Origin of the sequence: Blautia sp. AF19-13LB, assembly GCF_003479105.1 — a bacterium.
GTDB classification, from domain to species: domain Bacteria; phylum Bacillota; class Clostridia; order Lachnospirales; family Lachnospiraceae; genus Fusicatenibacter; species Fusicatenibacter saccharivorans.
On sequence record NZ_QUGO01000014.1, the window covers coordinates 72862 to 93756 of the forward strand.

The 20895-nt window shown below is 47.4% G+C and carries 18 protein-coding genes; 14 read left to right on the forward strand and 4 right to left on the reverse strand.

The annotated features are described in order from the left end of the window. The first annotated feature begins 5 nt into the window (after positions 1-5). Both DWX32_RS14280 and DWX32_RS14285 read left to right on the forward strand, forming a co-directional pair. Positions 6-836: a glycosyltransferase family 2 protein gene (locus DWX32_RS14280; RefSeq protein ID WP_118660393.1), complete on the forward strand. Its 831-nt coding sequence runs from the start codon at positions 6-8 to the stop codon at positions 834-836. Continuing rightward, entirely contained in the window at positions 769-2157 is a 1389-nt protein-coding gene (locus DWX32_RS14285; protein ID WP_158579598.1) for a DUF4832 domain-containing protein, read from the forward strand. The genes DWX32_RS14280 and DWX32_RS14285 overlap by 68 nt, the downstream gene beginning before the upstream one ends. Here DWX32_RS14285 and DWX32_RS14290 read toward each other — a convergent pair. Next, a complete protein-coding gene (locus tag DWX32_RS14290) occupies positions 2112-3515 on the reverse strand; it encodes a DUF4832 domain-containing protein (RefSeq protein WP_118660397.1) in 1404 nt (467 codons plus the stop codon). The genes DWX32_RS14285 and DWX32_RS14290 overlap by 46 nt on opposite strands. A 196-nt stretch (positions 3516-3711) precedes the next feature. Between DWX32_RS14290 and DWX32_RS14295 the strand changes: the two genes are divergently transcribed. Next, a complete protein-coding gene (locus DWX32_RS14295) occupies positions 3712-5277 on the forward strand; it encodes a lipopolysaccharide biosynthesis protein (protein ID WP_118660399.1) in 1566 nt (521 codons plus the stop codon). A gap of 29 nt (positions 5278-5306) precedes the next feature. Here the strand turns inward: DWX32_RS14295 and DWX32_RS14300 are convergent, their stop codons facing one another. Next, entirely contained in the window at positions 5307-5744 is a 438-nt protein-coding gene (locus tag DWX32_RS14300) for a S24/S26 family peptidase (RefSeq protein ID WP_118660401.1), read from the reverse strand. An 80-nt stretch (positions 5745-5824) separates the two neighbouring features. On the opposite strand from DWX32_RS14300, the gene DWX32_RS14305 reads away from it, so the two are divergent. Both DWX32_RS14305 and DWX32_RS14310 read left to right on the forward strand, forming a co-directional pair. Next, complete coding sequence (locus tag DWX32_RS14305; protein ID WP_117510137.1) at positions 5825-7072, forward strand: PqqD family protein; 1248 nt, start codon at positions 5825-5827, stop codon at positions 7070-7072. After that, the gene (locus DWX32_RS14310; protein ID WP_117801616.1) at positions 7069-8838 is read left to right on the forward strand and encodes a peptidase domain-containing ABC transporter; all 1770 of its coding nucleotides are present in this window, start codon (positions 7069-7071) and stop codon (positions 8836-8838) included. Before DWX32_RS14305 ends, DWX32_RS14310 begins: the two co-directional genes overlap by 4 nt. A gap of 145 nt (positions 8839-8983) precedes the next feature. Here the strand turns inward: DWX32_RS14310 and DWX32_RS14315 are convergent, their stop codons facing one another. After that, positions 8984-9364: a hypothetical protein gene (locus DWX32_RS14315; RefSeq protein WP_118595567.1), complete on the reverse strand. Its 381-nt coding sequence runs from the start codon at positions 9362-9364 to the stop codon at positions 8984-8986. 162 nt (positions 9365-9526) lie between these two features. Further along, positions 9527-10549 carry a stealth family protein gene (locus DWX32_RS14320; protein WP_117801614.1) on the reverse strand — a complete coding sequence of 341 codons (1023 nt, stop codon included), beginning with the start codon at positions 10547-10549 and terminating at the stop codon, positions 9527-9529. Positions 10550-11112: 563 nt separating this feature from the next. Here DWX32_RS14320 and DWX32_RS14330 point away from each other — a divergent pair. From DWX32_RS14330 to lysS, 9 genes are all read left to right on the forward strand, one after another. Continuing rightward, positions 11113-11580: an NfeD family protein gene (locus DWX32_RS14330; protein WP_118660405.1), complete on the forward strand. Its 468-nt coding sequence runs from the start codon at positions 11113-11115 to the stop codon at positions 11578-11580. After that, positions 11577-12545, forward strand: a complete 969-nt coding sequence (locus DWX32_RS14335; RefSeq protein WP_117510131.1) for an SPFH domain-containing protein — start codon at positions 11577-11579, stop codon at positions 12543-12545. The genes DWX32_RS14330 and DWX32_RS14335 overlap by 4 nt, the downstream gene beginning before the upstream one ends. Before the next feature lie 355 nt (positions 12546-12900). Beyond that, entirely contained in the window at positions 12901-13890 is a 990-nt protein-coding gene (gene argF, locus DWX32_RS14340; RefSeq protein WP_118595568.1) for an ornithine carbamoyltransferase, read from the forward strand. Positions 13891-14056: 166 nt separating this feature from the next. After that, positions 14057-15049, forward strand: a complete 993-nt coding sequence (locus tag DWX32_RS14345; RefSeq protein ID WP_118660407.1) for a biotin--[acetyl-CoA-carboxylase] ligase — start codon at positions 14057-14059, stop codon at positions 15047-15049. A gap of 33 nt (positions 15050-15082) precedes the next feature. Beyond that, positions 15083-15466: a DUF6145 family protein gene (locus tag DWX32_RS14350; protein ID WP_117510128.1), complete on the forward strand. Its 384-nt coding sequence runs from the start codon at positions 15083-15085 to the stop codon at positions 15464-15466. Beyond that, positions 15456-16454 carry a tRNA dihydrouridine synthase DusB gene (gene dusB, locus DWX32_RS14355; RefSeq protein WP_242991169.1) on the forward strand — a complete coding sequence of 333 codons (999 nt, stop codon included), beginning with the start codon at positions 15456-15458 and terminating at the stop codon, positions 16452-16454. Before DWX32_RS14350 ends, dusB begins: the two co-directional genes overlap by 11 nt. Before the next feature lie 119 nt (positions 16455-16573). Then, the gene (locus DWX32_RS14360; RefSeq protein WP_117805257.1) at positions 16574-17968 is read left to right on the forward strand and encodes an MATE family efflux transporter; all 1395 of its coding nucleotides are present in this window, start codon (positions 16574-16576) and stop codon (positions 17966-17968) included. A gap of 232 nt (positions 17969-18200) precedes the next feature. Then, positions 18201-18683 carry a transcription elongation factor GreA gene (gene greA, locus DWX32_RS14365; protein ID WP_022461080.1) on the forward strand — a complete coding sequence of 161 codons (483 nt, stop codon included), beginning with the start codon at positions 18201-18203 and terminating at the stop codon, positions 18681-18683. A gap of 29 nt (positions 18684-18712) precedes the next feature. Beyond that, positions 18713-20758 (forward strand): lysine--tRNA ligase, encoded by a 2046-nt coding sequence (gene lysS / locus DWX32_RS14370; RefSeq protein WP_118660409.1) that lies wholly within the window; start codon positions 18713-18715, stop codon positions 20756-20758. Positions 20759-20895: the final 137 nt, after the last annotated feature.

Below are 20895 nucleotides of genomic sequence, written 5' to 3' on the forward strand. Positions count from 1 at the left end.
GAATTATGGAGCAGAAAGAAGTATTACTGATTATTCCGGCATACAACGAAGAAAAAAACATAGGAAAAGTGATGGATCAGCTGGCACAGCCGGAGATCGCGGAGCTGGTAGATGTACTGGTTATGAACGATGCGTCCTCCGATAACACAAACTGGATGGTAAAACAGCGCGGCTATGCGGTAGTAACGCATGTTTTCAATCTCGGTTACGGAAGCGGTCTGCAGCTTGGCTATAAATATGCGATCCGCAGGGGCTACCGGTACGTGATCCAGATGGATGCGGACGGTCAGCATGATGTATGCAACATTCGAAAAATTTATGAAAAACTGAAAGAAAAAGATACAGACGGAAGAACACCGGATATTGTGCTGGGATCCCGTTTTATGGATGGAAGCGCAGAGTTTTCGGTAGGCTTTGCAAAAAAGCTGGCATTCCGCCTGTTCCGGCGTATGCTGCACATCGCGACGGGAAGATGGATTGCAGATCCGACGACAGGACTGCAGGGGCTCAGCCGCAAGGCAGTGCTTTATTATTCAAAATACAATCATTTTGATGACAAATATCCGGATACCAACATGATCACACAGATGATGCTGCTTGATTTTAAAGTGGTTGAAATTCCGGCAGTCATGCATATCCGGACCTCGGGAACAAGCATGCATTCCGGGCTGAAACCCATCTGGTATATGACGCGGATGTTCTACAGCGTACTGGCCGTGATTTTCCGGTGTAAGGTTTTAAAGATGGATGCGGGAGCAGGGCGAAAAGATGTGGAAAGAAAAATGGAACCGTTTTCTGAAAAAGCAGAAAACAGCACAGAGCGAACCGGCGAGTGATCCCGCGTTCTCTCGGGCAGATTTTGCAGAGTGTAAAGGTGCGGTACAGAATCCGGGCTGCGGCTGGTACCATTTGTATACGTTTGATGCGGCAAAAACAGACGAACCCCTGTATCTTGCCTGTAAGGAAGAAGAGCTTGTACTTCTGCGGATTGGGATCGGAGCATTTCGAACCGGCAGGATCCCACAGGAGTCGATGGCGTGGGTGCGGAAAATTCTTGCATTTTTCCGGGATCAAAAGAAGGGAATGATCCTTCGGTTTGCCTATGATCTGGAAGGAAAAGGATTGGAACGCGAGCCGGGCAGCATCAAAACCGTACAGGAACATATGCGGCAGCTTGGCGCGGCAATCCGGGAATTTTCGGAAGATATCTATGTTGTGCAGGGAATCCTGATCGGAAACTGGGGAGAAATGCATGGATCCCGGTATCTGACACCGGACGGGTTCCGGACGCTGGTTCGGACTATGCAAGATGCGCTGGAAGGCGCCTGTCCGCTTGCGGTGCGCAGACCCTCCCAGTGGCGGGAGCTGGCAAGAAACTTTACAGAAGAAGAGAAAAAATATCTGACTCTGTATAACGATGGGATGTTCGGATCGGAAACCGATCTTGGTACATACGGTACTCTGGCGATGGAAACACCGGAGCAGGAGCCGCAGAGCCGTGGGGCGGAACTTGACTGGCAGAGAACGGCAATGCGCGGCCGTTTTTGCGGCGGCGAGGCAGTACAGCGTGCAGCCGGAGAAGAGAATGTTTCGGCAGAGGAAGCAATCAGGGATCTGGAAAAGATGCACATTTCCTATCTGAACAGTACGTATGACCTGCAGCTGCTGGAACAATGGAAAAAAGAAACCATAAACGGTGTATCCGGCTTCGAAGCTGTGGGAAAACGTCTTGGTTACCGGTTTGTAGTGGAAAATGTGGAAATTCTTTCAAAAAAAGAGAATCGCATGTGGAAAATGGGGGAAGATTCTTCCGGTCAGATGAGCTTGATGCGGATTACCCTGGAAAACCACGGATTTGCCGGGCTGACGGAAGAAGCCGACTGCTTCCTGGAGATAGAAGAGGAGAACAAAAAGAAGGAAACATATCGGATCCATACCGATGCCAGAACCTGGAACAGTGGAGAAACCACCGTGCTTTGCCAACAAATCAAACTGCCTGCGGTGGCAGAACCAAAAAAAATGTTTCTGGCATTATACCGCAGGCGGGATGGGCGTCCGCTCCTGTTTGCCAATCAGAATGCGGAAAGCGGGCGTGTGTTTCTGGGCACGTATCAGAGCAGCTTTTCCAGCGTCAGTGTTCCGAGCCGGAATCCGTAAGAATCATGGGAAAACGTGTTGGCAGGCTGGATTTCCCGCCAAAGTGACGGATCGGTCATCCGAAAATATACCGTATAGGTTCCCTTTTCCAGTTCACGGAACGGAAGTGAAACCGAAAGCTCTGAGGTATTTTTGGGGAGCCAGAATCTGGAATCCCCGGAAAGTGGGAAGGAGAAAAGCTTTCCTTCATCGGAAACCAGGGTGATTTCCAGATCCAGTCTGCGGTAGCTGACGGAAAAACCGACATTTTCGAGTTCGATATTCAGCCGGGACTGATGCAGGGCAGTGTTGCGAACCACATAGCGGTAACCCATGTGGCGTGCAATGTAGTCGTAGCCGGAGATACCGTCAAAAACCGAAGCTTCATCGTGGTAAACCGAATTTTTCCACTTATCCAGAACTGCCGGATCATGCTCCGAATTCAAATAAGAAACATGCATCCGGGAGAGATCTGAAAGGGCATGGGCAAGGTCATTGAAGGGATTGTCGAGAATCACCTCGCCGCCGTTTGGGACGAAATTGCAGAGCCTGTTCTGAAAGTCCAGCTCATCCTCGCGCACCCAGGCAGAGCGGTAAGCATCCGCAGAGGCAGGCGTATCTCCGTATGTGCCGGTGTCGTTTGCTGTTCCGAGCATTCCGTCATTGAAAAGCCCGAGGCGGGAGGAAAGCGAGCCGTCAAAAGCAGTTTCTGCGGAAGGCAGTTCTGCCGAGTTCAGAATCTTCCGTCGCTGTACCGGTGTGCGGACGGACAGAAAAATCGAAGGATTGATCACGTCTGCCAGATGCTGCATCAGAATGGAACAGTCTTCATCGGACAGATGGTCGGAGCCATTCATCTCTCCGCAGTTACCGACAAAAATGCCCTGGATCAGAAAAACACTGTCCGTGTAGCGGTTTACGATTGCAGCAGTCTGATCCATGTGGCGCAGAATCTGGTTGAGGCTTTGCGGTTCCGATTCTTTCGCTTTGCCGTCCCAGTCGTACAGAAAGCGCAGAATCATCGAATTTCCGTGCTTTTGCCAGGAGGACAAAATCGTGTCAAGCTGTGCAAGTGCCGGATCGGAAAGATCCTGATCGGCAAACCGGCGCAGATTCAGTTCCAGCATCACAAGTCCGGGTGTCTCTTCGGGATTGGAATCCGGGTCGGGAAGATTGGAGAGTGTATCGTTTCCGAGAACATAGCCGTACATCGAATAGAATCCGATATACGGATTGGACAATTCATCTGCGGATTCCGTACACGCTTCCGGTGTATAACTGACATGATAAAAAGCGCAGATGCAAAGAAAAGCAAACAGGATGAGAAACAACAGGAGCAGAAGCGAGAATAAAATACGGGAAAAAGCTCTTTTTTTCATAAAAATCCTTTCTGATCAGGCAGATATAAACCAGAGCGCGTCTGAAAAATCATTTCCGCAATCTGCAAACTTTTTTCAGACACACTCTAATGGCAAAAACATTTTTGATCGCCTGGTTTTCTGTAAAAACGGTGCCGTATCATTCCATCATACCATTTCGAAACAGTAAAAACCAGAAAAACAGCAGAAAAAAGTAATGAGAGTACATAACAAAGAAAAGGAGGACATCATGCGGATTAAAAATCTATTTCGAAACAGCTTTTTCAGTATGTTTTCGCAGTTTGCACTCCTGATTCTTGGATTTTTCAGCCAGCGGGCGATGAATCTGTATATGGGTGCGGAACTTGTCGGCATGAACGGAGTCATTTCCAATGTTATCAACATCCTGTCCGTGACAGAGCTCGGCATTTCGACAGCCATTGTTTATCATCTGTACGGAGCACTTGCAAGGAAGGATGAGCATGAGATTGCATCGCTGATGAACCTGTACCGGAAGGCGTACCGTATTTTTGCGGTGATTGTATTCACGGCAGGAATGCTGCTGCTTCCGCTGATTCATCTGTTTATGAAAAACAACAGCTACTCCCTGACGTATATTCGGATCTTGTACGCTATGTGGCTGATTCGCACGGTACTTTCCTATCTGCTCACCGATCGAAAATCGCTCTTAATTGCGGATCAGAAGGAATACATTGCGAGTATCGCCGGCCTGATTTTAAATGTTGTAAGCTATCTGGCGATTATTCTTCTTGTGACATATCAGCAGAATTATCTTCTGGCACTTGGCATTGGGATTGTGACAGAGGTGATGCTGAACATCTGGATTAACTGGTATGTGGAACGGAAATATCCGTTCCTTCATCAGCTGCGGAAAGAAAAAGGTTCCGCTTTCTTTAAGGAGCTGATCTTAAAGGATCTGAAAAACGTGTTTATCTCCAGGGTTTCGGACAAAATGCTGAACTGTACCGATAACCTGATTATCTCCGGGTTCATCGGCGTCGGCACAGTAGGACGGTATGCGAACTACAGCATGATTACGCAGGCGATTATCAATATTCTTACGATTCTGGCCAACACGATTCAGCCGACCATCGGGGATTACTTTACCGAAAAGAATTATCGGCGGAACTATGAAATTCTGCGGCAGCTGACCTTTGTGTTCTTCTGTATTTCTTCCGTCGTGGCAGCCGGACTTTTTTCACTGATTACTCCGTTTATCTGCGATATCTGGCTGAGTCCCGCGTATGAGCTTGGATGGGGAACAGCAGTGCTTTGTATTGTGGTGCTGCTGATCAAAATCATGGGACTGCCGCTCAGTCTTATGATGGGGGTAACAGGACTGTTTGAAAAAGAAAAAAATGCAGGCGCATCAAGTGCGGTTCTGAATCTGGTCGTATCGCTTGCTCTTGTAAGACCATATGGCATGACAGGAGTCCTTCTTGGAACCTTACTTTCCTATCTGCTGCAGATCTGCTATCGATACGTTATTTTTTTTCGGGATTTTCTGGAAATGAAAGAGGAAGCGATACGTTATGCGAGGGATCTGGGCGAATACACCGCGGTGATGATCCTGGAAGTTGCAGTGACGCGAAGGATCATACCGCTGATCTATGGAAACGGTGGAATGACGCCATTTATCTTCTGTTTTGTCCTCTGTATTCTGGTGCCGCTGGCACTAAATGGTGTGTTCTTTGAAAGAGGCTGGAGACTCCAGAGTATTGTGAAAATGGTGCGGGGAATGAAAAGAAGCGGAAGCAGATGATTTTTTGCGGCAGCCTGTCATTTGCAGGCTTACCGCTCGGAAGAAATTTTGCGAAAAAGTGCCATGATACGCCAGAAAAACGGGCGGATGGGGCGCAGGAACAGCCAGAGAGAGGAAAGCATGCGGTAGACCGGATGAGAGACAGAAAACGATTTCCCGTTGCGCACAACACCTGTCAGCTTCCCACGGATCTGATCCGGGCGGAGCGGCCCTTCGATTTCGGTCTGATTGTCCCCGACCAGATAAAAGCCATCCGAAGTAATGCGGCAGATCCGGTGAAGCACAAGAATGCTCTGTTCACGGCGGTAAAGAATGACATCGCCGCGGCGGAGAAGATGAATCGGATACGCCTCAATGACGGCCTCATCCCGTCCGGGATGAAAAAGCGGATACATGCTGTAGCCCTGCGGCTTCAGCCGGATCGCGGAGCCGTCTTTTAAGAGCTGTTCAATGTCGTAGGTATACATATGGAAACTCCGTTCTGAAAAAAAGATAGATTTATTATAGCATCTCTTTTCCGGAGCGAAAAGACAGAAAGGAACAAAAAATGAGAATCAGAAGACAGGAAGGATATCTGCTGCAGAAAATCGGAAAAACCGTTTATCTTTTGCCCTATGGACAGAAAATTGCAGACCAGAAGCGTGGAATGGAACTGAATGAAACGGCTCTGAGGTTATGGGAGATGCTGGAACAGCCGCAGACGGTGGAAGCACTGACAGACAAGATGGCCGCATATTATGAGATCCCAAAAGAGGAGCAGGGAGAACTGGCGAAGGATATAGAGGCATTTGTACAGGAACTGCTTGTATTTGGCGCTGTGCGCCGGGAACTGGGCTGTCCGAAGGGAAGCTGTGAGGGGCGGCTGCATATTGCGGGAATAAAAATCGAAGTCTATGGAGAAAAAGGATGCATTCCGAAGCAGTTTGATGCATTTCGCATGACAGATGGTGGAAATCCGGAGAAAGCAATCCCGGATCTTATCCTAGAACTGGCAGAACGTCTGCCAGGGAGCCGTCAGAACGGAACCATTCTGATCCGCAACAGGGATCTGACGGTTGCCATCTGGGAGGAGGGCTATGTTTTCCGGTTCGATACACTGAAGAATATTTACGAAATCTGGATGAAAGAAGACGGCAGTTATGCGCGGATTTATTATCGCTGCCCTATCAACGAGGAAGAGCAGGATTCCCTTTTCCTTGCAATCCGCCCGGTATTTCTGTTTCTGGCGCAGCGAAGGGGAATGTTTGCACTGCATTCGGCATCCCTTTTGTATCTTGAAAAAGCCTGGCTGTTTTCCGGTCCGTCGGGGATGGGAAAATCAACCCACACGGCACTCTGGAAAAAATTGTTTGCGACACCGTTTCTGAACGGGGATCTGAACCTGATCGGAAAAGAGGGAGAGAAATTCGTTGTCTATGGCATCCCGTGGTGCGGAACATCAAAAATCTTTACGACGGAGAAAAAAGAGCTGGGTGGAATTGTACTGTTGGAAAAGGCGCCGTCGGAAGAACTGGTTTCTCTGACAGAAGAACAGAAAACGCTCCGCGTGATGCAGCGCATGATTTCCCCACCCTGGACCGCAGAGCTGATGGTAAAAAATTTAAAATTCGCAGAAGCGGTTGCAAAGGAAAAGCCAGTTTACTTCCTGCGATGCACAAAGAATGACACAGCGGCGGAAACGATACGGCGGCAGATCGAGGAGGATGAAAAAAGGCAGAAAGCAGGATCGGACGATTGTATGAAAAATATGAAAAAAAGGATTCCAAAGGAACAGGCGCAGGAGGATGAATCATGAAGGAGCTTCGGCAGAAGATAGGGAAATACCTTCAGGCAGAAATGCTGCAGAAGATGTGGAAGGAATTTCGCTGGATTTTTCAGTACGCCAGAAGGTACTGGAAAGCCATGCTTTTTTATACGGCGCTTGGCATTTTCGGAACCGGTGTTTCACTGGCATCGAGTGTGATCTCAAAGGATCTTGTCGATATCATCACAGGCCACCAGACAGGAAAGCTGATTCAGACCTTTGCGCTGATGATAGGATTTTCCTTTGGAAATACCCTGATTTCCCAGGCGACCAGTTATGCCTCGACGATGATTAACCTGAAAGTAGACCGGGAAATCCAGAATGACATTTTTGAAAAAATTCTGGTGACGGACTGGGAATCCTTAACCACTTATCACACGGGCGATCTGGTTACACGCTGGAGCTCGGACGCATCGAACATTTCCGGAGGTATTCTGAACTGGCTGCCGAATCTTGTGATTTACACGGTAAAATTTATCAGTGCACTGGCAGTTGTTGTTCATTACGATCCGACATTTGCAGTCTTTGCACTGCTCGGAATCCCGTTCAGTGCCCTGCTGTCGCGCCCGCTGCTGCGGCGTATGACAAACAATAATCAGCGGAGCGCACAGATGAGCGCGAAGCTGTACGGCTTCAACCAGGAGGCATTTTCCAATATTCAGACGATTAAGGCATTCGATATGATTCGATTTTATGTAAATCGTCTGAAAAATTTGCAGCAGGACTACATCAAAATGCGGCTCGATTTCCAGAAAATGTCCATTGCAACATCACTTCTGATGACGCTGATCAGCTACGTTGTTTCCTACAGCTGCTATGGCTGGGGAATTTACCGTGTCTGGAGCGGAGCAATTTCCTATGGAACGATGACCATGTTTCTGTCCCTTTCCGGTACGCTGACCGGTGCGGTCAACTCTTTGGTAAGCCTTGTGCCGTCGGCGATATCGCTCGGCATTTCAGCCGGCCGTCTGATGGATATCGTAGAGATGCCGCAGGAGGATTACAGTGCGGATGGCGAAGTAGAATGGTTTGCGGAGAAATATCAGTCGGGAGGCATCGGACTTAAGATGCAGGATCTTTGCTATACGTATCACACAGGGACGGAAGTGTTTTCGAATGCTTCGATGGAAGCGTGGCCGCATGAGATTATTGCACTGGTTGGCCCGTCGGGAGGGGGGAAAACAACCATGCTCCGCCTGATTTTGTCCCTGCTGCGTGCGCAGGAGGGGGAAGCCTGGATCGGTGCAGGAGAGGAACCATCGCAGAGGCTTGCCCTGTCGCCGTCTACGCGAAAGCTGTTTTCCTACGTGCCGCAGGGAAACACGATGTTTTCGGGAACAATAGCGGAAAATATGCGGAATGTGAAGCCGGAAGCAACGGAGGAAGAGATTATGGAGGCATTAAAGCTGGCATGTGCCTGGGATTTTGTGGAAAAACTGCCAGACGGTATTGAGAGTATGGTGAAAGAACGCGGTGGCGGATTTTCAGAAGGGCAGGCACAGCGGCTTTCGATTGCGCGCGCACTGCTTCGGAAATCACCGATTCTGCTGCTGGATGAAGCAACCTCAGCACTTGATGTGGCGACAGAGCGGAAGGTGCTGAACAATATTATGACGGATACGTATCCGCGAACCTGCATTGTAACGACACATCGGCCTACGGTACTCGGGATCTGTACGAGAGTGTATGCGATTCGGGATAAGAAGTGCGAAGTGGTGGGTGAAACGGAGATCGCGGAGATGGAGAAGGATTTTTAAAGATAAAAAAAGAAAAAGCAATGGGGACGCACCTCATTGCTTTTTCTTTTGATAACTTGCTGAAGATGAATCGGTAATTTTAGCACTAACAACCGCAAGACCTGGCTCTGAACAGTTATCAAAGTTTTTAGAGCAGGTTTGCTTTTTAGCTTACCGAGTAGGTGAAGCCGGTCATCTTCAGATCGTCGATGCTGGTTCCGTGATTTAAATGGATACCAATCGTCAGCGGATTTGATGCTGTGCTGGCAAAGGTAAACGTAGCAGTCTTTCCGGAGCAGGATGCCTGTACAGATGCATCATCCGTTTCCGCCTGATCAACCGTGTCGTTGAACGTAATGTTCAATGTGATCGTTCCGTTAATACCTGACCAGTCTGCCATTGCAAGACCTTTACCGCCATTTGTGCCCCAGCGATCCCACACGCCGTGGTAAGTAACATTCAGAGTTCCTTGGCCGCTTGCCGCATAAACGCCTTCTGCCATTCCGGTGTCGATAGAGACAACAGGTTTTTTATAAGTTTTAGTCATAGGTCAGTAATTTCCTTTCTTGTGAAAATTCTTTTTATTACAAAATTATTATAGAAATAAAATCACACACATGTCAATAGATCTGAGGTAAAAAATTACAATTTTAATTAAAATACATGTTGCTTTATAATCTGTCACGTGAACGAACAGAAAAACAGTTTTTTATTTCTCAAACTGTGATTTTTCCGGAAACAGGATAGAAAATGCATGGTTTAATTCCTGTTTTACTTTTTCATATGGGATTTCAAAGTTGCTGTCGTTGATACAAATACATTTTGACTTCTGCTTCGTAATCGTCTTTACCAGCTCCGGGTTTTCCGGCTGCAGATTAAAGTATCGGCAGAATTTATGAATATTCTTTGGAACAAAATTTCCGCTCAGCTTCTGATATTCCCGCAGAACATACTGGCTGATATCTTCTTTATGACGGAAAGGATGGCAACAGACATGATGCAAAAGCTCTTCTTCGTTTTTCCAGAAGAAACGGTAGGACTCTTTTTTTAGCGGGGATGGTCCGTGTACGGTATAAAATCCGGTAAACCGCGGAAATGCCATTTCCAGAAGATTATATCCGAAATACATCAACGGATAGCCGGGATGAAAATATGCGCCCGGCTGTTTCTTCATATTTTCCCGTTTATCGAAATATTTGGCGAGAACCATCGCATTGTTCAGATAGACATACGGCATAATCTGGTCATCTGCATTTGCAACATCTGGCTGAAGCGCAAGCATGTCAACAGGTCTTTCGTCTCTAAAAAAATCTTCCGGAGAAACTTTTTTTATGAGAAACATATCATCATTGAAATAAACAAAATTTTCTGTCAGCCATTCAATGCGATGAAAATTCCACTCAATCGGATGGGAACTAAAGGTAGGAAGAAATTCCGCAGGAATAAAATCCTCGTGCCGCACAATATGCAGTTTGGGATGCTCTTCCTTTAACCATTTCGGCAGATGCCCATAGGTTATAAAATGAATTTGGTTGACCCATGGTGCAAATGTTTCAACACCACGGAACCAGTATTTCAAAATATCCCAGTCGCGATATCTTGCGGTACTGTTATCCAGAGATTCATCCACAAAGATTCCCTGCTTTCTTAAGGTTTCCTGCCGCTGCATGTCCCAGACAGGATCTGACCCGTCTACCCATGTAATCACAAAATCAATTTTAGGAGTTTTCATTTGCTGTGATCCTTTCGTACAGTGTTATGTGTGGCTTGTTTGTATTATATTAAAAAAATTACAAAAACTGATATTTGTATAATTTTATCACAACATGTACTGGCGTACAATGAAAGAGTGGTGAAAGAAGGTTGACGTTCTGTATATTATGGCGACCTGATGCTGTTTCACCTGGTGATTGGTGCAATGTATCTGGCGAAGGAAGAGATGACATATGAAGGAAAAAATGTTTCTGTGGTCAGAAAGCTGCTGAAACAGTATGGGTCAGATCTGTTTGTTCGAAAAACCCTGACGATACGGAATTGCCCGAATTACGGAGTTCAAATCAAATCGGTATTCTGGAAACTATTAAGCTTCACCCTCGTATTATTTTTACGTATTCACGCATATGGTTTTTTGTCAGCTATCCTCGTTTTCATGTCCCGGCTTGGAATTGACAGTCTGTAGACGATTCCTGACAAATCTTTCTTTTTTCTGAATGTTTTTAACTTTGCTTGTTATTTTTTCATCATTATAGTATGATGAATACAACAGCCAATTTTTTCAGAAAGGGGGAAAAACGCATGGGTATTACAGCTTACCTGCCGGTTTACTGGCTGATCGCACTCGTCGTTTTTTTAGTGATTGAGGCAGCAACACTTGGTCTTGCGACGATCTGGTTTGCAGGTGGGGCGCTTGTTGCTTTGATCGCTGCCATGTGTGGAGCCGGGATTGTAATTCAAATTGTACTGTTTCTTGTTGTATCGCTGGTACTTCTGTTTTTTACACGTCCGCTCGCCGTTCGCTTTCTGAATAAGGATACACTGAAGACGAACGTGGACCGTGTGGTTGGCATGGAAGGAGTTGTGACGGAGGAAATCTCCAATCTTGCGGGAACCGGAAGGGTTTCGCTTGAAGGAAACATGTGGACTGCGCGTACAGAGAACGAAGGAGGTACGATTCCCGTGGATGCAGTCGTTACGGTGCTCCGTGTGGAAGGCGTCAAGCTGATTGTAAAGGTCAAAGAAAAAGAAGGAGGAAATGAAACATGAGTGGTGGAGGAGTTGCAGGAATTTTATTGATTTTGCTTCTTGTGGTTGCATTGTTTATCGCAGCATCGTGTGTGAAAATTGTACCGCAGGCTAGTGCTTACGTGGTAGAGAGCCTTGGAAAATACAAGGACACCTGGGCAACCGGTCTTCATTTTAAGGTTCCGTTTATCGAGCGTGTAGCGATTCGCGTAAACCTGAAAGAGCAGGTGGTGGATTTCCCGCCGCAGCCGGTTATCACAAAAGATAATGTTACGATGCAGATTGATACCGTTGTATTCTTTCAGATTACCGATCCGAAGCTGTTTGCATACGGTGTTGTCAATCCGCTGATGGCAATTGAAAACCTGACGGCAACAACGCTTCGAAATATCATTGGAGATCTGGAGCTCGATGAAACGCTGACATCCCGTGAGATCATCAACACGAAGATGCAGGCTGCGCTTGATATCGCGACCGATCCGTGGGGAATTAAAGTAAACCGTGTCGAGCTGAAAAACATTATGCCTCCGGCAGCCATCCAGGAAGCGATGGAGAAACAGATGAAGGCAGAGCGTGAACGCCGTGAAGCAATCCTGATTGCAGAAGGAGAAAAAAAATCGACCATCCTTGTTGCCGAAGGTAAAAAACAGTCGGCCATCCTCGATGCAGAGGCTGAAAAACAGGCGGCTATTCTTCGTGCAGAGGCAGAAAAAGAGAAACGAATCCGTGAGGCAGAAGGCCAGGCAGAGGCAATCCTCAAAGTACAGCAGGCAAATGCCGATGGTATCCGTGCGATCAAAGAAGCCGGTGCGGACGATGCCGTTCTTACCTTAAAGAGCCTTGAGGCACTCGGTGTTCTGGCAAACGGAAAGGCAACAAAGATTGTTGTTCCGTCCGATCTGCAGGGACTGGCAAGTCTGGCCACCACATTCAAAGGTATTGTGGAGGAACAAAAAGTGCCGGCAGGAAAAGAAGTGCAGAAGTAAAATAGAGATAAATCGATAAGAAAAAGAGAATTCTCCCACAGAAAGCGTGATGCCGGATGTGGGAGATTTTTCATGGACAGCGAACAAAAGTCCGCAGTTACAAGAGCCCCCGGTGACAGCCGTGATAACGGGAAAAATGGAAAGAGAGTGTTTTTAAAGTGCATAAAAATGCATATTATATGAATAATATAAAGAAAATACGTAAAAATATACATTCTCCTCTTGACAGACGAACAGGTCTGTTTCATAATAGAGACTATTCAAGGAAACCAAGGGGCAAAAAACCTTTTGACCCAACATCACAGTATAGGAAATAATAAAATACACCATATGCAGATATAAGGAGGAACAAGCCATGGATTTAAAAGGACGCGATTTTCTGACATTGAAAGATTTTACACCGGAAGAGATTGCCTATCTGCTGGACCTGTCCGCAGAGCTGAAGGAGAAGAAAAAGAAAGGCATTCCGGTGGATACCCTGCGTGGTAAAAACGTTGCACTGATCTTCGAGAAAACCAGCACCAGAACCCGCTGTTCCTTCGAGGTAGCTGCACACGATCTCGGTATGGGAACAACGTATCTGGATCCGACCGGTTCCCAGATCGGCAAAAAAGAGAGCATTAAAGATACAGCCCGCGTTCTTGCCGGTATGTATGAGGGAATTGAATACCGTGGATTTGGTCAGGAGATTGTAGAAGAACTGGCAAAATATTCGAAAGTTCCGGTATGGAACGGACTGACGAATGAGTATCATCCGACACAGATGCTTGCCGACATGCTGACGATCCAGGAAGAATTCGGCCACTTAAAAGGCATCAAACTCGTTTACATGGGCGACGCCCGCTACAATATGGGAAATTCCCTGATGATTGCATCTGCCAAGATGGGAATGGATTTTGTGGCCTGTGCACCGAAGAAATACTTCCCGAACGCAGAGCTTGTGGCTCAGTGTGAGGAGTATGCAAAGGAGAGCGGTGCAACCATCACCCTCACCGAGGACGTAAAAGAGGGAACAAAAGATGCCGATGTTATCTACACCGATGTCTGGGTATCTATGGGTGAGCCGGACAGCGTATGGGAGGAGAGAATCCACGATCTGACTCCGTACCGTGTCACAAAAGAAGCAATGGCAAATGCAAAAGATACCGCCGTATTCCTGCACTGCCTGCCGTCCTTCCACGATCTGAAAACAAAGATCGGAAAAGAGATCCACGACCGCTACGGCCTGAACGAGATGGAAGTAACCGATGAGGTGTTTGAATCTGCGCAGTCGAGAGTATTCGAAGAAGCAGAGAACCGTATGCATACGATCAAAGCAGTTATGGCAGCGACCCTCGGAGCATAAAGTTTTGGGTGGAAAAACCGGAATAGACTGTGTATAATAGAATAACGAAGAAACACGCACAGCAGCGCTGCGGAAAACTCTTCCGCAGCGCTGCTGTTGATTTTACGAAACGAAGAAAGCGTGCTTCTTATGTGAGAAAGCGACACGAGGAGTGTGAAGATACGATATGCTGGAAAATAAGAGAGCCGAGACGCTGCGTCTTCTGCGGGAATCCGGAAAAAATGTTTCCGGACAGGAGCTGTGTGAACATTTTGGGATTTCCCGCACCGCAGTATGGAAGATGATGAATCAGTTGAAAGAAGAAGGATACGAAATTGAGGCTGTTCAGAATAAGGGATACCGTCTGTTAAATGAGCCGGATCTCGTAACGAAGGATGAGCTGGAAAGCCGCACGCATACGAAATATGTCGGACAGACGGTTTATTACAGCCGCGAGGTGGATTCGACAAACACGTGGGCGAAGCGGCTGGCGGAAGAGGGTGCGCCGAACGGCACCCTGACAACAGCCGAGACGCAGACTGCCGGAAGAGGCCGCCGCGGCAGAGTCTGGAAATCACCGGAGGGAACCTCTGTTTCGATGTCGATTCTGCTGTACCCGGATCTTGAGCCGGCCAAAGCACCGATGCTGACGATTGTAATGGGACTTGCCGTAGTGCAAGGTGTGCAAAAAGCGCTCGGTGTCGATACGAAAATCAAATGGCCGAACGACGCGGTGCTGAATGGGAAAAAGCTCTGTGGGATCCTGACAGAGATGAGTGCACAGATCGATTACATCAATTATGTTGTCATCGGAACCGGAATCAATGTCAATCAGATGGAATTCCCGGAAGAAATTGCGGAGATTGCGACCTCACTGGCGATAGAAATGGGTCATTCCGTCAACCGGGCGAAAGTGGTCGCAGCAGTGCTGGAGGCATTTGAGGAGGACTATGAAAAATTCCTGGAAGCAGGGGATCTCTCCGGGCTGAAGGAAGCATATGAGGCTGTGCTTGCAAACAAAGACCAGCCGGTGCGTGTACTCGATCCGAAGGAACCGTTCGAGGGCGTTGCACTTGGCATCACGCCGACCGGTGAGCTGCGCGTGCAAAAAGAGGACGGAACGATCACTGAGGTGCATTCCGGCGAGGTTTCGGTGCGAGGCTTATACAGCTACGTATAGAGAGACCGGAAAAAGGAAGAGAAAGGAAAAATCATGTATTCAGATAATGAAAAAGTAGTGCTTTGCGGAGCAAGTGCATATGAACAGAAATATTATTTTAACCAGGATTTTGCATCCCTGCCACAGTCTGTGCAGGATGAGCTTCATGTCATGTGTGTTATGTTTACGGTGGAAATCGGCGGTATTTTTACCATGTGGTTCGACAGCGACGGAAGTCTGCAGTTTGAAACAGAGGCCGTAGACGCAGATGCGATGTACGACGAGATCGGCGGCGCGCTTCGGATTAAGCAGTATCAGGAAGAAAAAAAGGAGCTGCTGGAATCCCTGGAGCTGTATTACCGTGTCTTCTTCCTCGGTGAGGAGGTGCCGGAGGAGGCGCTGATGGAAGAGGACGGAGAGAAGCCGAATGGAAAATAAGAAACGTACACTGCAAAAGATGCCGCCACTGAAAATCGGAAACGTGGAGATGCCAAACCCACTCGTGCTTGCACCGATGGCGGGGGTGACGGATCTGCCGTTTCGTGTTCTGTGCAAGGAGCAGGGCGCGGGCCTGATCTGTATGGAAATGGTGAGCGCGAAGGCAATTTTATATAAGAATAAAAATACCGAGGATCTGATGACGATCGATCCGGGTGAGCATCCGGTGTCCCTGCAGCTTTTCGGCAGTGATCCGGAGATTTTGGGGCAGATTGCCGCTCAGATCGAAGAAAGGCCGTTTGATATTCTGGATTTTAACATGGGCTGTCCGGTGCCAAAGGTTGTCAATAACGGCGAAGGCTCGGCCCTTATGAAGGATCCGCATCTGGTGAGGGAAATCGTGACAAGCATGGTAAAGGCAGTGAAAAAGCCTGTAACCGTAAAGATTCGAAAGGGCTTTAACGAAGAATCGGCGAATGCTGTGGAAATTGCGAAGATCCTCGAGGACTGCGGAGTGGCCGCAATTGCGGTTCATGGAAGAACGAGAGCGCAGTTTTATTCCGGAAAAGCAGACTGGGATATTATCCGCCGGGTAAAAGAGGCAGTATCGATTCCGGTTATCGGAAACGGCGATGTGACAGATGCGGCAAGTGCCGAGGCACTGGTGGAGCAGACCGGCTGTGACGGAATCATGATCGGACGCGGCGCGGAAGGAAATCCGTGGATTTTTAAACAGATTCTTCATTATATGGAAACAGGCGAAACGCTTGCAAGGCCGACCCAGCATGAGGTAAAAGAAATGATGCTCCGCCATGCACGGATGCAGGTGGAATACAAAGGCGGCGCGATCGGCATCCGCGAGATGCGCAAGCATGTTGCATGGTATACGGCAGGCTTTCCGCATTCGGCAAAGCTGCGCGCGGCGATCAATCAGGTGGAGAGCCTGCAGGCGCTGGAACAGATGCTGAATGAGTGGGAACGAGGATAAAAACAAGTCAAAAAGGTACCTATGATATGCCAATATTGATATATCATGGGTGCTTTTTTTATGCTATACTGATAAACAGAGGTATTGGGACAAAAAATACAAAAGAGGGAGTGTAGTGTATGACTATGAAGGAACTTTTCGCACCGTCCGACATGACGGTGGGAAAGCCGTGGGAAAAGATTGTAGCTTTTACAATCCCTATGCTGATCGGCAACATTGCCCAGCAGCTCTACAACACGGTTGACAGTATTGTAATCGGAAAATATGTCGGGGACAACGCGCTTGCGGCAGTTGGAAGCGCCAGCCCGATCTTAAACCTGCTTCTGGTTCTGTTCGTCGGAATTTCCGTCGGCGCCGGCGTCATGGTGTCGCAGTATTTTGGAGCAAAACAAAGAAAAGAGCTTTCGATGACGATCGGAAACTGCGTCACGCTGACGGCAATTTCCTCCATTATTATTATGATTCTGGGAGCCGTCCTCTCAAGACCGCTGCTGGAAATGCTGAAAACACCGGATTCCATCATCGACTGGTGTACCTCGTATCTGGTGATCCTGATGGTGGGCTGTGCCGGCAGTGCGTACTATAACATTCTATGTGGTATCCTTCGCGGACTCGGCGATTCGATTTCGGCGCTGATTTATCTGCTGGTGGCAACGGTCATCAACATTGTATTAGATATTGTATTCGTTTCCCAGTTCCACATGGGCGTTGCCGGAGTTGCATACGCGACCGTGATTGCGCAGGCAATTTCTGCAGTACTCTGCATGTGGCGTCTGATGCGTATGACCGACATTTTTGATTTCAGGCCCAAATACCTGAAAATGAAAAAACAGTATTCGATGGAAATTATCCGCCTTGGTCTGCCGTCCGGTATTACCCAGGCGATCTTCTCCATGGCGATGGTTATCGTACAGTCGCTGACCAACAGCTTCGGTGAAATGGTTATCGCCGCGAATGTTATCATCATGCGTGTCGATGGCTTTGCAATGATGCCGAACTTTTCGTTTGGTACCGCGATGACAACGTATGCCGGTCAGAATGTCGGCGCACGCCGTATGGACCGCGTAGAGCAGGGCGCAAAACAGGGAACACTGATTGCAGTCGGAACCTCAACGACCATTACCCTTTTAATTGTTATTTTCGGCCATCATCTGATGGGAATCTTTACGAATACCACAGAGCTCGTAACATTAAGTGCCAATATGATGAAGATCCTTGCGGTCGGCTATATTGCCATGGCAATAACACAGTCGCTTTCCGGCGTCATGCGTGGAGCAGGCGATACGATGACCCCGATGTGGATTTCGATGGTTGTTACCGTTGTAATCCGTGTGCCGCTGGCATACGGTCTGGCCTTTCTGACCAGAACGCCGGAGCTGCCAAACGGACGATATCAGGTACTCTGGATTTCCATGCTGGTAAGCTGGTGCATGGGTGCGCTTCTGACGCTGATTTTCTATAAAAAAGGAAATTGGAAAAAGAAAGCACTGACAGGAAGCTCATCCGAAAAATAAAGGAAAAATAAGAGAAAGATGCAGGAAGGATTTGTGAAAAAGAAAATCTTTCCTGCGTTTCTTTTTTTCTTGACATTCCGTGGGCAATCCTTTATACTACTTTAATTGTTAGGATAGGCGGAGTCTATCCTTATTTCAACCGGGAATACTGAAAATACAGCGCATTTCCGGAGAGTTTACAGAATAAAATCAGATATGACTGGATACAGAAACGATAGAAAGGGTGTATAAAATGGAACAGAAAAAAACGATTCTTACCTATGCCGGCCTGAAAAAACTGGAGGACGAGCTTCATGATCTCAAAGTAAACAAACGTAGAGAAATTGCCGGTAAAATCAAAGAAGCAAGAGAGCAGGGAGACCTTTCCGAGAACGCCGAGTACGATGCAGCAAAAGATGAGCAGCGTGATATCGAGGCAAGAATTGAAGAGATCGAAAAAATCCTGAAAAACGCAGAGGTTGTTGTTGAGGACGAAGTAGATTCCGATAAGATCAATATCGGATGTAAAGTAGACGTACTGGATCTGGAGTATGACGAAGAAATTGAGTTCCAGATCGTTGGTTCCACCGAGGCAAACAGCCTGGAAGGAAAAATTTCCAATGAGTCTCCGGTGGGAAAAGCTCTGATCGGCGCGCACAAGGATGATATTGTCGATGTAGAAACACCGGCCGGAATTATGCAGTACAAAGTACTTTCTATCCAGAGAAATATCTAATAAAATACAAAGAAAAGGGAGTGAAGAGATTGGCACAGCAGACACAGGAACAGGACATTAACCACTTACTGAAGGTTCGCCGCGAGAAACTTGCAGAGCTGCAGCAGAACGGAAGAGACCCGTTCCAGATTACAAAGTTCGATCAGACACATCATTCGCTTGAGGTGAAAGGTCTTTACGAGGCACATGAGACTGAGCTGTTAAAAGATCGCCAGGAGCCGAACGTAGAGGGAATGGATGAGGAGCAGGCGAAAGAAGCTCTTAAAAAGGATTACGAAGAGAGAAGAAATATCATGGACGCAAGCCCGATCCATGTGGCAATTGCAGGACGTATGATGTTTAAGCGAGTCATGGGCAAGGCATCTTTCTGCAATATTCAGGATTTACAGGGAAACATCCAGGTATACGTTGCAAGAGATGCGATCGGAACAGAGTCTTACGCTGATTTTAAAAAATCTGATATCGGTGATATCTTCGGAGTGGAAGGATTTGCTTTCAGAACAAGAACAGGTGAGATTTCTATCCATGCAGAGAAGGTGACACTCCTCTCCAAGAGCTTACAGATCCTCCCGGAGAAGTTCCACGGTCTGACAGATGTAGATACCCGTTACCGTCAGAGATATGTAGACCTGATCATGAACACAGAGTCTAAAGATACCTTTATCAAGCGTTCCAAGATTCTCAGTGCGATCCGCAAGTACTTAAGCGGAGAAGGATTCATGGAAGTTGAGACTCCAATGCTTGTACAGAACGCAGGTGGAGCAGCAGCAAGACCGTTCGAGACACATTTCAATGCCTTGAACGAAGATCTGAAGCTTCGTATTTCCCTGGAGCTGTACCTGAAGAGACTGATCGTCGGAGGACTCGAGAAGGTATATGAGATCGGACGTGTATTCCGTAATGAGGGTCTTGATACAAGACATAACCCGGAGTTCACTCTGATGGAGCTTTACCAGGCATTTACAGATTACCACGGCATGATGGATCTGACAGAGAACCTGTATCGTTTTGTCGCACAGGAAGTGCTCGGAACGACACAGATCGTATACAAAGGAATCCCGATGGATCTCGGTAAGCCGTTCGAGCGTATCACAATGGTTGACGCAGTGAAGAAGTACGCAGGCGTTGACTGGAATGAAGTTGAGACTCTGGAGCAGGCAAGAGAACTTGCAAAAGAGCATAATATTGAGTTTGAAGAGAGACATAAAAAAGGTGATATCCTGAATCTCTTCTTTGAGGAGTTTGTAGAGGAGCATCTGCTTCAGCCGACGTTCGTTATGGACCACCCGGTTGAGATCTCGCCGCTGACGAAGAAAAAGCCAGAGAATCCGGAATATGTAGAGCGCTTCGAGTTCTTCATGAATGGATGGGAGATGGCAAATGCTTACTCTGAGCTGAATGACCCGATCGACCAGAGAGAACGTTTTAAAGCCCAGGAAGAACTGCTTGCCCAGGGCGATGATGAAGCCAATACAACAGATGAAGACTTCATGAACGCATTGGAGATCGGTATGCCGCCGACCGGTGGTATTGGATTCGGCATTGACCGTATGTGTATGCTTCTGACAGGAGCGGAGGCAATCAGAGACGTGCTGCTCTTCCCGACAATGAAATCACAGGGCGCTGCTAAGAACGAAGCAAACAACGCAGCTCAGTCTGGTGCAGCAGCTCCGGCAGAGACAAAAGTAGCTGAGAAGGTTGATTTCTCCAATGTGAAGATTGAACCAATCTTTGAAGAGATGGTAGATTTCGATACATTTGCAAAATCTGATTTCCGTGCAGTTAAGATTCTGGCTTGTGAAGCAGTTCCGAAATCCAAAAAGCTTCTGAAGTTTGTACTGGATGATGGAGAACGCAAGGATCGCGTGATCTTAAGCGGTATTCATGAGTATTACGAGCCGGAAGAACTGGTTGGTAAGACAGCAATCGCTATCGTGAACCTGCCACCGAGAAAGATGATGGGAATTGATTCTGAGGGTATGCTGATTTCAGCAGTACACGAGGAAGATGGTCACGAGGGACTGAACCTTCTGATGGTAAATGACAGAATCCCAGCAGGTGCTAAGCTCTATTAAGATGATGTAAAGATGTACCGTTTTACCAAATAGACGGGACGTACTTCATTTGATAAAAAACTAAAAAAACAGCGATTTACATTAAACTTACATCAATTGATGCAGAAATCGGTGCAAGCAAGAAAAAATCGCATAAT

Coding starts and splice junctions, on each gene's coding strand:
- DWX32_RS14280 (WP_118660393.1), top strand. CDS start 6: ATGGAGCAGAAAGAAGTATTACTGATTATTCCGGCATACAACGAAGAA.
- DWX32_RS14285 (WP_158579598.1), top strand. CDS start 769: ATGTGGAAAGAAAAATGGAACCGTTTTCTGAAAAAGCAGAAAACAGCA.
- DWX32_RS14290 (WP_118660397.1), bottom strand. CDS start 3,515: ATGAAAAAAAGAGCTTTTTCCCGTATTTTATTCTCGCTTCTGCTCCTG.
- DWX32_RS14295 (WP_118660399.1), top strand. CDS start 3,712: ATGAGAGTACATAACAAAGAAAAGGAGGACATCATGCGGATTAAAAAT.
- DWX32_RS14300 (WP_118660401.1), bottom strand. CDS start 5,744: ATGTATACCTACGACATTGAACAGCTCTTAAAAGACGGCTCCGCGATC.
- DWX32_RS14305 (WP_117510137.1), top strand. CDS start 5,825: ATGAGAATCAGAAGACAGGAAGGATATCTGCTGCAGAAAATCGGAAAA.
- DWX32_RS14310 (WP_117801616.1), top strand. CDS start 7,069: ATGAAGGAGCTTCGGCAGAAGATAGGGAAATACCTTCAGGCAGAAATG.
- DWX32_RS14315 (WP_118595567.1), bottom strand. CDS start 9,364: ATGACTAAAACTTATAAAAAACCTGTTGTCTCTATCGACACCGGAATG.
- DWX32_RS14320 (WP_117801614.1), bottom strand. CDS start 10,549: ATGAAAACTCCTAAAATTGATTTTGTGATTACATGGGTAGACGGGTCA.
- DWX32_RS14330 (WP_118660405.1), top strand. CDS start 11,113: ATGGGTATTACAGCTTACCTGCCGGTTTACTGGCTGATCGCACTCGTC.
- DWX32_RS14335 (WP_117510131.1), top strand. CDS start 11,577: ATGAGTGGTGGAGGAGTTGCAGGAATTTTATTGATTTTGCTTCTTGTG.
- argF (WP_118595568.1), top strand. CDS start 12,901: ATGGATTTAAAAGGACGCGATTTTCTGACATTGAAAGATTTTACACCG.
- DWX32_RS14345 (WP_118660407.1), top strand. CDS start 14,057: ATGCTGGAAAATAAGAGAGCCGAGACGCTGCGTCTTCTGCGGGAATCC.
- DWX32_RS14350 (WP_117510128.1), top strand. CDS start 15,083: ATGTATTCAGATAATGAAAAAGTAGTGCTTTGCGGAGCAAGTGCATAT.
- dusB (WP_242991169.1), top strand. CDS start 15,456: ATGGAAAATAAGAAACGTACACTGCAAAAGATGCCGCCACTGAAAATC.
- DWX32_RS14360 (WP_117805257.1), top strand. CDS start 16,574: ATGACTATGAAGGAACTTTTCGCACCGTCCGACATGACGGTGGGAAAG.
- greA (WP_022461080.1), top strand. CDS start 18,201: ATGGAACAGAAAAAAACGATTCTTACCTATGCCGGCCTGAAAAAACTG.